This is a genomic window from Desulfosarcina sp. BuS5 (assembly GCF_028752835.1).
In the GTDB taxonomy this organism is placed as follows: domain Bacteria; phylum Desulfobacterota; class Desulfobacteria; order Desulfobacterales; family BuS5; genus BuS5.
In genome coordinates this window covers 2,934,994-2,948,429 of record NZ_CP087952.1, presented here as the reverse complement: position 1 = coordinate 2,948,429, position 13,436 = coordinate 2,934,994, and the positions used below count along the sequence as shown (strand labels likewise).

Genomic DNA, 13,436 nt, shown 5'->3' with positions numbered 1-13,436 from the left:
GCCGGAGGAGGTAGAGACGCAAAATTTTGCGTCTCTACCTCCGACGACCGATAACGCAGTGAAATTATTATGTGGAAATCTATATATGAAATTTATTTTTGTTTCAGTAATCGCACTATATTTTTACCCAAAGAGCTGCATGTTTTTGCTGTTAGAGTATCCTCTGATACATCCTTTTTCCATTTTATATTTTCGCCGGCCATGGAGTCGAACATTGTTCCAAGGGGGCCGCCGTTGAAAATCCCTGTTTCCGGATCCCGGGCTTCAACAACATGCAGACCGTGGCACTGGAGAAATCTCTCAAGGATCATTTGTGTCATTTCCTGCCCCCCGTTTCGCAGGCCCGCATGGGTCAACGCTGCTCCTATTTTACCGTCAAGGGCATTTTTGCACATATGCATGGATCGTGAGCGGTCGATAAATATTTTCATAATGCCGCTTACATTGCCGAAATAGACGGGAGAGCCAAGAATGATCGCATCCGCCGCAAGCAGCTTATCTATTATCATGGGCATATCGTCATCCTTGATTGAGCATTCCGGCTTCACGAGGCATTTATTGCATGATTTACAAAGTTTGATTTCATGTTCGTAAAGCTCAATCAGCTCTGTTTCAAAGCCTTCCGCCTTAACCTCATCAAGCACCATATTCAGCATTGCGGCTGTGTTATGGCCCGGCCTGTGACTCCCGTTTACAGCTAGAACTTTCATTTATACCTCCTTGGTTTTAATGTAAGGGTTCAAAATTTTGAACCCTTACATTATTTTTTTTTTAAAATAGTGACCGAACTGTTGGGTCCTGCTCCCATGGAATGTGCGAGTCCGATCCTGGGATTATTTACCTGCCTTTTACCTGCTTCGCCGCGCAACTGGTTTATGATTTCACAAATCTGTCCAAGCCCGGTTGCGCCCAGGGGATGGCCGCGGGACATTAGTCCGCCATCTGTGTTTACAGGTATATTCCCGTCTATATCAAAAGCGCCTTCTTTTAAAAGTCCGGGAGCTTCGCCGTTCCGGCAGAATCCGAGCTTTTCAATATCCCACAGTTCAGCCGGAGCCATTGTATCATAGGCCTGAACAACATCCATATCTTCGGGGCCGTAACCGGCGATTTCATAAGCCTGATCCGCCGACAGCTTTACTATACCACTTTTAGCCGGAAATTTTAAGCTGTTAACTGTGCCGCACATCATTATACCTTCTCCATAAACACCTGAGGTCAGGGTAGAGGCAGCTACAATTATGCTTCTTTTTATTGATTTTAATTTGTTTTTGCTGCAAAGAACAGCTGCTGCAGCGCCGTCTGCAAGGGGACAGCAGTGGAAAAGCCTTAACGGGGTTGACACCATTCTCGATTCCATTACTTCTTCCAGTGTAACCGGTTTCCGGAATCTTGCATTCGGGTTCAGCGCCCCGTTTTTACGGTTTTTTACAGTTACACGCGCAAAGTCTTCGACCGAGGCACCGGTTTCATGCATATATTCAACCGCCTCATTGGCATAATTAGCCATCTGCACGTTAAATCCGGAAGCAAGCTCCCATGGACGAAAGGCAGTGCTCTTAATAGGCCCTTTAGGCATCTTTTCCATACCCACAGCAATGACAATATCATAAATTTCCGCCGCAATCATCTGGTAGGCAAGCCTGAAGGCCGAACTGCCGCTGGAACATGCGTTTTCGATATTTACTATCGGTATCCCTGTTTGACCCACCTCTTTAATTACCTGATGGCCGGATCCGGTTCCCTGGTAAACACTTCCGATGAAAGCAGCCTGGATGTCCTTCCATTCCATTTCAGCATCTTTCAGGGCGTTGAACACGGCGTCGCTTCCGAAATCGTAATGTTCTTTATTTTCGTAAACTCCCCATGGCACAAGGCCTATACCGGCGACAAAAACTTCCCGCATCTCATTCATTTTTTTCATCTTTATATCCTTCAATAGAGGGCGACCACAAGGGTTCGCCCATACAATGAATTTTTTTTAAACAGGTTTAAATTTGAATGTCACAACCTCATTGCCGTCGTCATCATTATAAAATTTTTCAATTACCAGCTCAACATCCATATCTACTTCAAGTTGATCAAAATTATCGGCGGATAATAGGGTTTCAATCCTTATCCCGTCTTCCACATCAACGCAGCCATAAGCGTAAGGAACCGGGCCTTTATAAAAACCACCGCCCGGTTGCTGCATTACAACACTGTAGGTGGCAATCTTCCCCTTATTGCTTAAAGTCGTCTCTTCGAGTGTAGGCCTGTTACAGTGCACACACCAGTTTTTCTCTTTTTTTGGAAAAAAAATTTCTCCGCAGGAAGAACATCTGCTGCCTATTAATCTTGTCTGCTCATTACCATCCCGCATGTTTGTCCAGAAGCCTTTCCTGAGAGGAATAGTCGTTATATCTGTTGAAACCATTATCAATATCTCCCCTAAATTTTTATCTATTGGCCTTACGGTATCCCAATTGATCCATGGCTATAATCTGTTTACATATATTGGCAGAACCTTCGACAATGAAGAGACTGGGAATATCCCGGTAAAAACGGGCCAGTGGGTATTCGGTTGAATAGCCATAAGCGCCCATGATCTTCATCGCGGTATGGGAACATTTGAGAGCAACCTCTGCCGCCAGATATTTTGCCTGGGCCACATCCAGGCCATTATTAAGGTGGCCCTTATCTTTTCGATCAGCCGCCATGTAAACCAGAAGTCGGGCGGCTTCTATTTCAGCCGACATTTGGGCAATGAGATCCTGGGTCATCTGGAATTTGCCGATTTCCCGGCCGAACTGTTTGCGCTCCTTACAGTATTTTACGGCCAGTTCATAGCAGCCCCGGGCCGCGCCGATAGAACCTGCGGCGGCAGAAATCCTGGTCTGGTTAAGAGAACTGAATACAATTTTTGCCCCGTCTCCCGGCTGCCCAAGTATATTCTCTTTAGGCACCTTTGCATTATTAAAAAATATTTCACCCGTTGGTGATGAATGGACTCCTAGCTTTCCAAGGGATGAAGTTGTTATTCCGGCAAAGTTTTTTGGCTCTATCAGGAAACAGGAAAGGCCTTTACTCTTTTTTGAACGATCCGTGTAGGCATAACAAACAAGCAGATCGGCGCAATTTGCATTCGAAATCCATGTTTTGGAGCCGTTCAGCAGCCAATGGTCGCCACAATCATCCGCCGTCAACTGCATCGACATTACATCCGAACCTGCATCAGGTTCCGTGATGGCAAAACCTCCCAGATATTCCGCTTTAACCAGTTTGGGAACATATTTTTTTTTCAGCTCTTCCGTGCCGTAGGTGCAGATAGTGTAAGCCGAACCGATCGACTGCATATTTACCTGGATCCTGATTGAAGCGGAGACGCGCGCAATCTCTTCGGTGATAATAACGGCCGCCATCCAGCCCATATCCTCACCACCGTATTCCTCAGGTATAACGGCGCCGAAAAAACCAAGCTCTCCCATCGGTTTGAGTACTTCCTCATGGGGCAGGTAATTATTGTTATCCCATTCATCAGCATAGGGGGCTATCTTTTTATCAGCAAAATCACGCACTGCATCTCTTAACATTTCAAGCTCTTTTGACAGTCTGAAATCCATCCTGAAACTCTCCCTTTTTGTAATAATATTTTCTACATCATTGTATATCCGCCGCTTACGCTGAGTGTCTGACCGGTGATATGACCGGCACAGTTTGATGCCATAAAAAGAACGGTTTGAGCAATTTCATCGGGTTTGCCCAGCTTGCGCAAGGGATAGGCTTTGGCCGCCCTGGCCTGCGCCTCGGGTGTAAATATTTTCATCATATCGCCGGCCCAGAGACTATCCTTGCCGATATGGTCTTCACTTTCCGGAATAGTAAGTCCCGGGCAGACTACATTTACCCGGATACCGAATTTGCCGACTTCCCTGGCTATAGCCTTGGTAAATGCGATTGTGCCGCCTTTACATGCGCCATAGACAGCTTCCCTGAATTCGCCCATTCTACCGGCGTCGGATCCTATATTTACAATTACGCCCTTTTTACGTTCCACCATATGATCAAGAACCGCCCTGGTGCAGTTTAATGGCCCCCAGAAGTTGATGGCCACTATTTTTTTCCATTTTTCCCTGGTCTCTTCCAGAAAGAGCTGATCCACGTTCCAGCCAACATTGTTGATAAGTATATCAACTTGGCCGAATTGGTCTATTCCCTTTTTGACCATATCTTCAACCTGGAGATGGTCGGAAACATCAGTCTTGACAAAAAGTGCTTCTGCTCCTAAATTTTTTATTTCTTCTTCAACTTTTCCGCCTTGAGTATCATCAAGTTCTGCAATGACCAGTTTCACTTTTTCTTTGGCAAAATTATGACAAATGGAACGACCGATATTGGAACCGCCGCCTGTGACGATAACTGTTTTGCCTGCTAATCCTAAATCCATTTTTTTCCTCCTGTTTAAAAATTCTTAACAGGGCACGATGCATCGTGCCCCTACTATCCCCGAAATTTGCTGAATTCGGGCGGTCTCTTTTCCAGGAAAGCCTGAACACCTTCGTGTGCTTCATCGGTTGTATAAAAAAGATTTACCGCGTGTTTGGACATTGCATTCAATCCGTTGATATGATCGGTATCGGCATTAAACGAAGCTTTAATATATGATATGGAAGTAGGCGCTTTTTGAAGAATTTCCCGGCACCAGGTTTCCACCTCCTGCTCGAGTTCCGCCTGGGGTACAACCTTGTTGACCAGACCCATCTCAAGAGCTTCCTGCGCTGTATATTGACGGCAGAGATACCAGATTTCACGGGCTTTTCTTTCCCCTACCAGTCTTGCAAGAAAGACGGTTCCGAAACCTGCGTCAAAGCTTCCGACCTTTGGACCGGCCTGGCCGAATTTAGCGTTATCAGAGGCAATGGTTAAATCACAGACCACCTGCAGGACGTTCCCTCCGCCTATGGCAAAACCGTTTACCATGGCAATTACAGGTTTTGGGATAGCCCGGATTACCTCGATTAACTGCCCGTGGGCATCAAGGAGATCGAATTTTGCTTCACCTTTTCCGTATCCGGAATCATCTTTGGTTTTCTGATCTCCCCCGGTGCAGAATGCTTTATTGCCGGTCCCGGTCAGAACAACAACTCCTATGCTTTTATCCGCCCATGCATCCCGAAAAGCGTGAAACATCTCCACAAGGGTCAGTGATGTAAAGGCATTGTACCTGTCAGGTCTGTTAATAATTACTTTTGCTACCCCGTCTTTTTTTTGATAAATGATTTCACTAAAATCCATTATGTCTGCCTCCGAAAGATTAAGATAAAGTTTCAGGTGTTAGGTTTTGGGTGATAGGTGGTGTATTTCTTAAAATTTAACATTTTTATTTCCAAAACGATGTTATCTGATGGCTGACAGCTTCAAAATATCCCGTCCGATGATTAATTTCTGTATCTGGGTGGTTCCTTCGGCCATTGTAAGATGTCTGACATCGCGATAATATCTTTCAACAGGATATTCTTCCGTGTACCCATATCCTCCGTGTACCTGGATGGCACTGGAAGTTACGTCAACGGCCGCCTCGGTTGCATAAAGTTTTGCAAATGACGCTTCCCGTCGGCACTCGGCCCCTTCATCGAGCATTGTTGCCACACGATAGCCGAGTATTCTGGCGGTATCGACCTTTAAAGCCATATCCACGATCAGTTCCTGAACCAGTTGAAAACTCCCGATCGGTTTCCCGAACTGATGCCGTGTTTTGGCATATCTGATTGCTGCTTCAAGAGCGGCCTGGGCAACGCCTATTACCCCGAATGTTACCGTTACCCTCCCCACATTCAGTCCGCCGAGAGCAATTTTGAGGCCTTCGCCTTCCTCACCAAGTCGATTTTTCACTGGAACCCGGCAGTCTTTTAATACTATTTCCGAAAGAGGGCATGAACGGTTTCCCATTTTGCGGATATCGCTGGTTCGGAATTCCGACTCATTTTTTTTTACAAGAAATGCTGTAACCCCCTTGTTTTTTTTTGCGGGGCCCACTGTTGCGTACACACATAATAGATCCGCTATGCTTCCGCCGGTAATAAGGGTTTTGGTTCCGTTCAATATATAGGAATCGCCGTCACGTACTGCTTCCGTCTCTATGGCGCCGGCATCGGATCCGGCATTCGGTTCCGTTAATGCAAAACAGGCGATCTCGTCCATGCTTAATAAACGAGGCAGGAATTTATCTCTCTGCTCTTTAGTCCCTATTCTTGAAATCAGTCTTGTTGCCAACCCGCTTGAGGTAACCATTGATCTGAGCGCCCCCCATACCTTTGCAAGCTGTTCCACCATAATCGAATAGCTGATAAATCCGAGCCCGAGACCGCCATTATCTTCGGGAATCAGCGCAGATGCGTAGCCGAAGGTATCAAGCTTTTTGAAGATTTTTTTTGTAAAATTTTTTTGTTCAAATTCGTATTCTTCCGCAAGAGGAGCGATCTCTTTTTTGAGAAAATCTTTTAATGAATCCCTTAATATCCTCTCTTCCTGGGTAAGCTTAAAATCCATTTTTTTTGTAATCCTTGGCATCCTTCATTCTCAGTTTACATTTATTTTGTATAAAAAATTAAATTTTACCGCCGAGAACGCAAAAAACGCAGAGAAAACTACTTGATTTTTAATGTAATATCTCAGCGTTTTCAGCGAACTTTGCGGTAAAATACTGATTCTGACATTAAAAAAAAGTGTTAACTACTTTTGGGCATTAATGAAAGATGCCTAATCCTTATATTGCTTTTTCTTTTTTTAATGTATCAATCTCTTTTTGACTTAAGCCTAACTTTGAGAAGATTGTACTATTATCCCTGCCGGGCTCGGGTTTTACCGATTCATTACTGTCAGCGTTAATTAAATTATCGACAGGAAATCTCCGACTTTCTCCGCAATTTTCGTGAATAGCCCTATCCCTTTTTCATGCTTGAGATTAAGAGTTATAAACCTCTTGTTACCGTTGAGATAGTCGAAACAGCCCGGTATGACATCCCTCATCCCATCTCCCGTTACGGTCCGTTCTACTTTGATTACTTCCGCCCCTATTTCTGCCAGTATCATGGCGCAGTAATGTCCCGGAATAAGTATGGAACAATCTAAAACACTAACATTCTTCAAAAATGCATACCCCATTATTTGATTACTTCTTTATCCTTTGAAAGGATTGGCAAAACATAATCACCTTCATTATCAAATATAGCAAATTGCAGTGATCGTTGATAAGCTTGATTTATATGGTTGCGTGCCTCCTGATCCGCTTTTTTGGTGTTTCTCTCTCTCAGGGCCGTTATGATGCTGTTATGTTCTGAAATTGACAGAAGGGTTGAATTATCTCTTTCATAATAACAATTAGTGATCCAAAGCCATATTGAGCCTTTTGTCAATGACCTCATCGCCCGGTTCATCGCATGGTTGTCGACTACTTTAATAATCAGGCTGTGAAATTCATAATTGAGCCTGGTACATAATTTATATTTTTCTTCTTTATGGGCAGCCACCATTTTTAAGTTTATCTCGTTTAACTTACCGATCTGTTCCGTTGTGATTTTTGATGCGGCGCAACCTGCTGCCAGCCCTTCAAGACATGCCATGACAGGGAAAATTTCTTCAATATCCTTTTTTGTGATTCTTCTGACGCATCGTTTTTTATAATCATCCATTATGATTAGACCATCGCCCTGAAGAAGGCGCAGAGCCTCTCTTATCGGGGCCCTGCTGACCCCGAACCATTTTTGCAGTTCAACCTCTTTTAATTGCTGGCCGGGCAACAGGTCGCCTTTTTCAATAGCACCACAAAGGTCGTGTTTGATCTGGTCAACAAGGGATCTAGGCTTTGAAAAAGTAGTCTGTTTCATTATTTTACTCTATAATGTTCTTAAGGATTGATTGTTACGTTATGCAAAAAAAATATTATGATTGTCGACAATTGTCAATAACTATTTTTTTTAAATTATATCTGGAAGGTTATAAATTTCGTTATAATTAATATTGTCAAACAATTAGAAATATGCGATATTATAGCATCCTTCATTTGTCAGTTTACACTTTTTTATGTTGATTCTTGCTTGGTTTCCAGGCTGGAGCATGGGAACGAGAAAATGAGAACCTTTAAAAGTGTAAACTACTTTTGAGCATTAATGAAGGATACCGTTATTTTTTGTTTCCTTTATTCCGAAATTGAAGCTTCGGAACAGTCAGAACTGAATCACGGGAGTTCGAGGAATATAAAATCTGTTGAAAGGCCGGGAGACGGCTTCCTCAAAGGAACTGAAGAATTACATACATATGCCTCTGTTATCGCAGGCGATAGCGGTAAAGGTGAAATGCCCGCATTGCATGTCGGCTATGGCTATTTTTTACGGGACCGCTTGTCGGTCAACATTGATATTTTGGGTACATATGTTCGCTCCGGAATAGACGACAATGGAGCTGTTGTCGGTCTGGACGTTTTATTGCGTGAGCATTTCTACAATAGCAATGATGGTATATGGTTCGCCTATTTTGACGCCGGCAGTGGTTTTCAGCAACAGTCCACCAATTTTTTCGGCAGACGCTATTTTAATTTTCGATTGTTCGGGGGGGTGGAACAATGAAAGTTTTTAGTAATATACGAATGATGGGTGGGGTACGATATTTGCATATTTCTGCTGCCGGGATCAAGGGCGGCGGCTATGATGGATTCATGTTTTACTATGGGTCCGGGTTCCCATTTTAAAATATATATAGATTGTCACATAAATAATTTCACTGCGTTATCGGTCGTCGGAGTATTACAATACGCCTTCCTCCCTCTGGCCTTGTGAAATGAATTATGTGACAATATATACCTTGATGCAAACTTTTTGGAATAGGATATAACCTGCCGGTGGAACCAATTCAAGCAATCATACTCGGTATAATACAGGGGCTTACCGAATTTCTCCCTGTAAGCAGCTCAGGACATTTGGTAATTTTACAGAATATTTTTGGTTTAAAAGATGGTGCCCTGGCATTTGATATAAATGTGCATGTAGGCACTCTTCTTGTTGTTTTAATATGTTTCAGGAAGGAAATCCTTTCTATAATCATATCTCTTTTCCGCTGCCTTAACCAGTTGATCGGAAAAGAGAAATCTATATTTGAAATTTATAAAGACCCTGATTTTAAACTTGCCTTTTTGATAGTAGCAGGTTCTGTGCCCACAGGTATCCTGGGGCTTATGTTTCACAGCCTGGCTGATACTCTCTTCTCTTCCGTCGCAATGGTTGGGGTGATGCTTATTGTTACCGGTTTTATTTTATGGTTTACCCGCTATTTACCAAAAAGCGGGAGAAATATAGATGGCTTTGTTGTCAAGGATTCACTTGTAATAGGGTTGATACAGGGTTTTGCGATAATACCGGGAATATCCAGATCAGGCTCGACCATTGCGGCGGGATTATATCTGGGACTTAACAGGGAGACTGCGGCAAGGTATTCATTTCTTTTGTCCGTTCCAGCCATTATCGGGGCTGAAATATTAAATATAAAAAAATTGCCGGTGGGCTCTATGCTGCCGGATAACATAACGCTGCTCGGTATGCTGGCATCATTTATAACAGGATACTCTGCTCTTAAAGTTCTTTTGTTTATAGTAAAAAAAGGTAATATGCATTTTTTTGCGCCTTACTGCTGGATGGCAGGAATTGCAGCGCTGGTTTTCTGAACAAGACTTAAATCTGTAAAGGAGATTACCATGAATCCGGAAATTTTCAGAGAATACGATATAAGAGGAGTAGCCGGTAAAGATATAACCGGGGATGAAGTTATACTAATAGGTAAAGCCGCCGGAACATACCTGCGGCAGCATGGGCGCAACAGACTTACAGTAGGGAGAGACTGCCGGGTAACATCCGAATCTTATGCAAAAAAAGTAATCGAAGGGCTTGTTTCGACCGGGTGTGAAGTTACGGATATCGGCGTTTGCACATCGCCGATTCTTTACTTCTCGATCCAGCACTTCAACCAGGAAGGCGGGGTCATGGTGACCGCAAGTCATAACCCTAAAGAATACAACGGTTTTAAGCTTTGCATGGGGACTGATTCTATTCATGGTGAAGAGATTCAGAAGATACGCGGATTAATAGATAAAGGCGAGTTTGCTATTGGACAAGGCAAAGTTTCTGAAAGCAACGTTATCCCGGATTACAACGCATATATTCAAAAGAACATTGAAATTTCAAAACCCCTCAAGATTGGAATTGATGCAGGCAACGGCACCGCAGGTGTAATTGCCGTGCCTTTGCTCAAGAGTCTTGGCTGCCGAGTATTCGATATTTACTGCGAAATGGATGGGACATTTCCAAATCATGAGGCTGATCCGACTGTGGCTGAAAATATGAAAGATCTCAGCGATCTCGTAAAATCGGAAGGTCTGGATATCGGCATAGGTTATGACGGCGACGGCGACAGAATCGGTATCCTGGATGAAAACGGAGAAATTGTATTCGGAGATAAACTGTTAATAATTTTTGCCAGGGAAATCCTGAGCCGAAAGCCGGGAGCTACATTTATTTCGGAAGTTAAATGTTCCAAAGTTATGTATGACGATATTGAAAAACATGGCGGAAGAGCTATAATGTGGAAAACCGGTCATTCCCTTATAAAACAGAAGATGAAACAGGAGAATGCCGCTTTGGCCGGAGAGATGAGCGGACACATATTTTTTTCAGATCGCTATTTGGGCTTTGACGATGCTGTATACGCATCATGCCGACTTATTGAAATAATGGCGAATACCGGGAAAACAATATCAGAACTTCTTTCTAATATTCCCAAAACTTACTCCACACCTGAAATAAGGGTGGAATGCCCTGATAATAAAAAATTTGCCCTGGTCGATAAGGTGACCGAATACTTCCGAAAAGAATATAATGTTATTGATATTGACGGAGTACGAGTCCTCTTTGATGATGGATGGGGCCTGGTCAGAGCATCCAACACTCAGCCTGCGCTTGTGCTTCGTTTTGAGGCCCTGACCAAAGAGAGACTGGGTGAGATAAAGAATCTTGTTGAAACCGTGCTGGAGGAAATGAAACAAAGCAATGGTTGATGTTTATCAGTTTACGGTTGACGGTTTTTTTTAATGAATTATGCAATCCCCGTAAATTCTTTTACAATTAACCGTCAATCCCATAAAGTCTGCACGTATTGTTCCAAATTTTTTCCGCAAGCGATTCGGGATCATCTTTTCTTACTTCCGCAAGTTTAAGCAAAACGGACCGCACAAAAGCAGGCTCATTTCTCCTTGTGCGGTTCTTCTCGGGGGCGGGGGTCAAATAAGGGGCATCAGTTTCTACAAGAAGCCTTTCAACAGGTATATCTTTAACAATATCCCTTAAATAAGCGCCCCGTTTTTTTATGGTAAGTATACCTGTAATGCCGATATACAATCCCATATCAAGATACTCCCCCAGTTCATCCCTGCTGCCGCTGAAGCAGTGCACAACGCCTCTTCTCTTATGATTGAAAAAAGACTTCAGAATCTTCAATAATCGGCCATTGCTGTCCCTTTCATGAAAAATCACAGGCAGCTCCAGGCTATCTGCTGTTTCAAGCTGCCTTATGAACCATTTTTCCTGAACATCTCCGGGCGAGTACATCCTGTTAAAATCGAGCCCGATCTCCCCCCAGGCCCGCACATTCGCATCATTTGCAATTTTCACAAGATCTTTTATTGTCTTCTCGCTGCAACTCTTTGCATCGTGAGGATGAACACCAGTCGACGCGTAGAAGCACGCATTTGATTTAGCCATTGCAACCGCTTTTTTCGAACTGTCCAGGTCAATGCCGACGATCATTACGGCCTCAACACCTGCCTCAGCAGCACGCTGCATAAGATTATCAAAATCTTTTTTAAAGATCCGGTCATCAAGATGACAATGACTATCGAATAATTTCATAATTCACTAATTCCGTATCAGACCCGTTTTATTCCACGCCCCAGGTCTATTGATGCTCCTTATCTCTTTGAAAGAAACGCGCAATGAAGCTGAAAACTTTTTTTATTCCTTGCCATATTTTTGGCAGCAACCATATCATCAGCACAATAAAAATAACCAGTAATGCGATAAAGAGCCATGGATAGGAAAGAGCAGTCCATATCCCTGCAATAACCGCAAGATCTTCCGTTATTGAAGCTGTCCAGTTGGAAAACGGCTCCGGAGAAGTGTTGATAAGCGCCCTGGTTCCGGATTTAACAGCATGCGTGCCTGCGGCTATACTCCCTCCTGCAATGGCTGCGGCAAGTGCAACAACAGGATTAACATCACCAACAGCGGATGCAGCAAGTAGAGCACCGGCAGGGATGCGGATAAAAGTATGAATAACATCCCATCCTGTATCAACCCCAGGTGTTTTATCCGCAAAAAAATTAACAAGGTACATAAGACCCGCCGCTCCGATCACCATAGGATTGCTTAATATCTGCAAATCCGGGGGCAGGCTGATATTGCCGGTTATCTCAAGCAGACCAAGCATCAAAACAGCAAGATAAAGATTAATGCCGCTTGCCCACCCGGCGCCCATTGAAAGAGCTATTGTTTTTGATATTTCATTTAAATTATCCATTTAAACTCGGGGCCGGGGTGATTTCGCCCCGGTAGAATCATAGTGCATCGTATTTGTCGTCAACGTCGGCCGATCATACACCAGCCCTGATTTCTCACAAATTGCATATATACTATAAATCATGTATTGATATATTTCTCAGCATACAATTTGTCAATGACTGAAATGAGCGGCAAAAAATTGGGTTGGCCAAGGCGTTTCATTTCGGAACCATTAGGAGCTAGGACGAAATAATTTCCCCAACCATGCAAGAGGAAATGTAAGAATTTTTTAAACTTGTTTGTTCTTATCGAAGGCGGTATATTTATTGCTTATAAATGTTCCTGGATGTTATATGATGGAGGATAGATGGGATTTGCGGAAATATCCAATGAACCAGCGATGGTATGGTTTATAATTGGCCTGGTATGTGCGGTGGCTGAATTTATTCTGCCGGGTCTTATTATTATTTTTTTTGGTATCGGGGCCTGGTGTTCTGCGCTGTTACTTCTGGTTTTAGATGTCAGCATTTTTTTTCAGATACTAATTTTTATTTTATGCTCAACATTATCGCTTGTTTTTTTGAGAAAAAGGGTATCGTTTAAAAAGGAATACGCAAAAGACGCTACAGAGGATTTTATCGGTAAAAGGGCCAGGGCCCAGGAGAGCTTTACAAAGGGAGAGTTCGGCAAGGTATTTTTCAAGGGCACATCCTGGAAGGCAGAGACCCTGTCTGAAAACATTATAAAAAATGGGGATTATGTTAAAATAACCGGGCAAGACAGCCTGACATTGCTTGTTGAGTCATTAAAGACTGAGGAATAAAAGGAAACATCCAAACCCGAAACCCTAAACCTGAA

General features: G+C 43.3%; 15 protein-coding genes. 4 read left to right on the top strand and 11 right to left on the bottom strand.

Annotated features, from left to right (window positions below; translation table 11 throughout):
• Positions 1-92 precede the first annotated feature (92 nt).
• The 9 genes from BuS5_RS14460 to BuS5_RS14420 form a co-directional block, all read right to left on the bottom strand.
• The gene (locus BuS5_RS14460) at positions 93-710 is read right to left on the bottom strand and encodes a flavodoxin family protein (protein WP_027353092.1); all 618 of its coding nucleotides are present in this window, start codon (positions 708-710) and stop codon (positions 93-95) included.
• Positions 711-760: 50 nt separating this feature from the next.
• The gene (locus BuS5_RS14455; protein WP_051374594.1) at positions 761-1,924 is read right to left on the bottom strand and encodes a thiolase family protein; all 1,164 of its coding nucleotides are present in this window, start codon (positions 1,922-1,924) and stop codon (positions 761-763) included.
• A 57-nt stretch (positions 1,925-1,981) separates the two neighbouring features.
• On the bottom strand, positions 1,982-2,416 hold the full coding sequence (locus BuS5_RS14450) for a Zn-ribbon domain-containing OB-fold protein (protein WP_051374595.1): 435 nt from the start codon (positions 2,414-2,416) through the stop codon (positions 1,982-1,984).
• 22 nt (positions 2,417-2,438) lie between these two features.
• Positions 2,439-3,602: a glutaryl-CoA dehydrogenase Acd gene (gene acd / locus BuS5_RS14445; protein WP_027353093.1), complete on the bottom strand. Its 1,164-nt coding sequence runs from the start codon at positions 3,600-3,602 to the stop codon at positions 2,439-2,441.
• Positions 3,603-3,634: 32 nt separating this feature from the next.
• Positions 3,635-4,426, bottom strand: a complete 792-nt coding sequence (locus BuS5_RS14440) for an SDR family NAD(P)-dependent oxidoreductase (protein WP_027353094.1) — start codon at positions 4,424-4,426, stop codon at positions 3,635-3,637.
• Between the two features lie 53 nt (positions 4,427-4,479).
• On the bottom strand, positions 4,480-5,274 hold the full coding sequence (gene menB / locus BuS5_RS14435; protein ID WP_027353095.1) for a 1,4-dihydroxy-2-naphthoyl-CoA synthase: 795 nt from the start codon (positions 5,272-5,274) through the stop codon (positions 4,480-4,482).
• A 102-nt stretch (positions 5,275-5,376) separates the two neighbouring features.
• Positions 5,377-6,528 carry an acyl-CoA dehydrogenase family protein gene (locus BuS5_RS14430; protein ID WP_027353096.1) on the bottom strand — a complete coding sequence of 384 codons (1,152 nt, stop codon included), beginning with the start codon at positions 6,526-6,528 and terminating at the stop codon, positions 5,377-5,379.
• Positions 6,529-6,867: 339 nt separating this feature from the next.
• Positions 6,868-7,143, bottom strand: coding sequence for a CoA transferase (locus BuS5_RS14425; RefSeq protein WP_027353097.1), 276 nt, complete (start codon positions 7,141-7,143; stop codon positions 6,868-6,870).
• Positions 7,143-7,865, bottom strand: coding sequence for a GntR family transcriptional regulator (locus BuS5_RS14420; protein WP_027353098.1), 723 nt, complete (start codon positions 7,863-7,865; stop codon positions 7,143-7,145). The genes BuS5_RS14425 and BuS5_RS14420 overlap by 1 nt, the downstream gene beginning before the upstream one ends.
• 282 nt (positions 7,866-8,147) lie before the next feature.
• Between BuS5_RS14420 and BuS5_RS14415 the strand changes: the two genes are divergently transcribed.
• From BuS5_RS14415 to BuS5_RS14405, 3 genes are all read left to right on the top strand, one after another.
• Complete coding sequence (locus tag BuS5_RS14415) at positions 8,148-8,603, top strand: hypothetical protein (protein WP_027353099.1); 456 nt, start codon at positions 8,148-8,150, stop codon at positions 8,601-8,603.
• A gap of 272 nt (positions 8,604-8,875) precedes the next feature.
• Entirely contained in the window at positions 8,876-9,694 is an 819-nt protein-coding gene (locus BuS5_RS14410) for an undecaprenyl-diphosphate phosphatase (RefSeq protein WP_027353100.1), read from the top strand.
• A 30-nt stretch (positions 9,695-9,724) separates the two neighbouring features.
• On the top strand, positions 9,725-11,080 hold the full coding sequence (locus BuS5_RS14405) for a phosphomannomutase/phosphoglucomutase (RefSeq protein ID WP_035264450.1): 1,356 nt from the start codon (positions 9,725-9,727) through the stop codon (positions 11,078-11,080).
• A 67-nt stretch (positions 11,081-11,147) separates the two neighbouring features.
• On the opposite strand, the gene BuS5_RS14400 is transcribed toward BuS5_RS14405, so the two are convergent.
• Complete coding sequence (locus tag BuS5_RS14400; protein WP_027353102.1) at positions 11,148-11,930, bottom strand: TatD family hydrolase; 783 nt, start codon at positions 11,928-11,930, stop codon at positions 11,148-11,150.
• Between the two features lie 46 nt (positions 11,931-11,976).
• A complete protein-coding gene (locus BuS5_RS14395) occupies positions 11,977-12,597 on the bottom strand; it encodes a DUF4126 domain-containing protein (RefSeq protein ID WP_027353103.1) in 621 nt (206 codons plus the stop codon).
• A gap of 348 nt (positions 12,598-12,945) precedes the next feature.
• Here BuS5_RS14395 and BuS5_RS14390 point away from each other — a divergent pair, with 348 nt between their 5' ends.
• Positions 12,946-13,401 carry an NfeD family protein gene (locus BuS5_RS14390; RefSeq protein ID WP_027353104.1) on the top strand — a complete coding sequence of 152 codons (456 nt, stop codon included), beginning with the start codon at positions 12,946-12,948 and terminating at the stop codon, positions 13,399-13,401.
• Positions 13,402-13,436 lie beyond the last annotated feature (35 nt).

Bases quoted from the DNA above. Each gene is read 5' to 3' on its own strand.
- BuS5_RS14460 (WP_027353092.1), bottom strand. From the start codon at position 710: ATGAAAGTTCTAGCTGTAAACGGGAGTCACAGGCCGGGCCATAACACA.
- BuS5_RS14455 (WP_051374594.1), bottom strand. From the start codon at position 1,924: ATGAAAAAAATGAATGAGATGCGGGAAGTTTTTGTCGCCGGTATAGGC.
- BuS5_RS14450 (WP_051374595.1), bottom strand. From the start codon at position 2,416: ATGGTTTCAACAGATATAACGACTATTCCTCTCAGGAAAGGCTTCTGG.
- acd (WP_027353093.1), bottom strand. From the start codon at position 3,602: ATGGATTTCAGACTGTCAAAAGAGCTTGAAATGTTAAGAGATGCAGTG.
- BuS5_RS14440 (WP_027353094.1), bottom strand. From the start codon at position 4,426: ATGGATTTAGGATTAGCAGGCAAAACAGTTATCGTCACAGGCGGCGGT.
- menB (WP_027353095.1), bottom strand. From the start codon at position 5,274: ATGGATTTTAGTGAAATCATTTATCAAAAAAAAGACGGGGTAGCAAAA.
- BuS5_RS14430 (WP_027353096.1), bottom strand. From the start codon at position 6,528: ATGGATTTTAAGCTTACCCAGGAAGAGAGGATATTAAGGGATTCATTA.
- BuS5_RS14425 (WP_027353097.1), bottom strand. From the start codon at position 7,143: ATGGGGTATGCATTTTTGAAGAATGTTAGTGTTTTAGATTGTTCCATA.
- BuS5_RS14420 (WP_027353098.1), bottom strand. From the start codon at position 7,865: ATGAAACAGACTACTTTTTCAAAGCCTAGATCCCTTGTTGACCAGATC.
- BuS5_RS14415 (WP_027353099.1), top strand. From the start codon at position 8,148: ATGAAGGATACCGTTATTTTTTGTTTCCTTTATTCCGAAATTGAAGCT.
- BuS5_RS14405 (WP_035264450.1), top strand. From the start codon at position 9,725: ATGAATCCGGAAATTTTCAGAGAATACGATATAAGAGGAGTAGCCGGT.
- BuS5_RS14400 (WP_027353102.1), bottom strand. From the start codon at position 11,930: ATGAAATTATTCGATAGTCATTGTCATCTTGATGACCGGATCTTTAAA.
- BuS5_RS14395 (WP_027353103.1), bottom strand. From the start codon at position 12,597: ATGGATAATTTAAATGAAATATCAAAAACAATAGCTCTTTCAATGGGC.
- BuS5_RS14390 (WP_027353104.1), top strand. From the start codon at position 12,946: ATGGGATTTGCGGAAATATCCAATGAACCAGCGATGGTATGGTTTATA.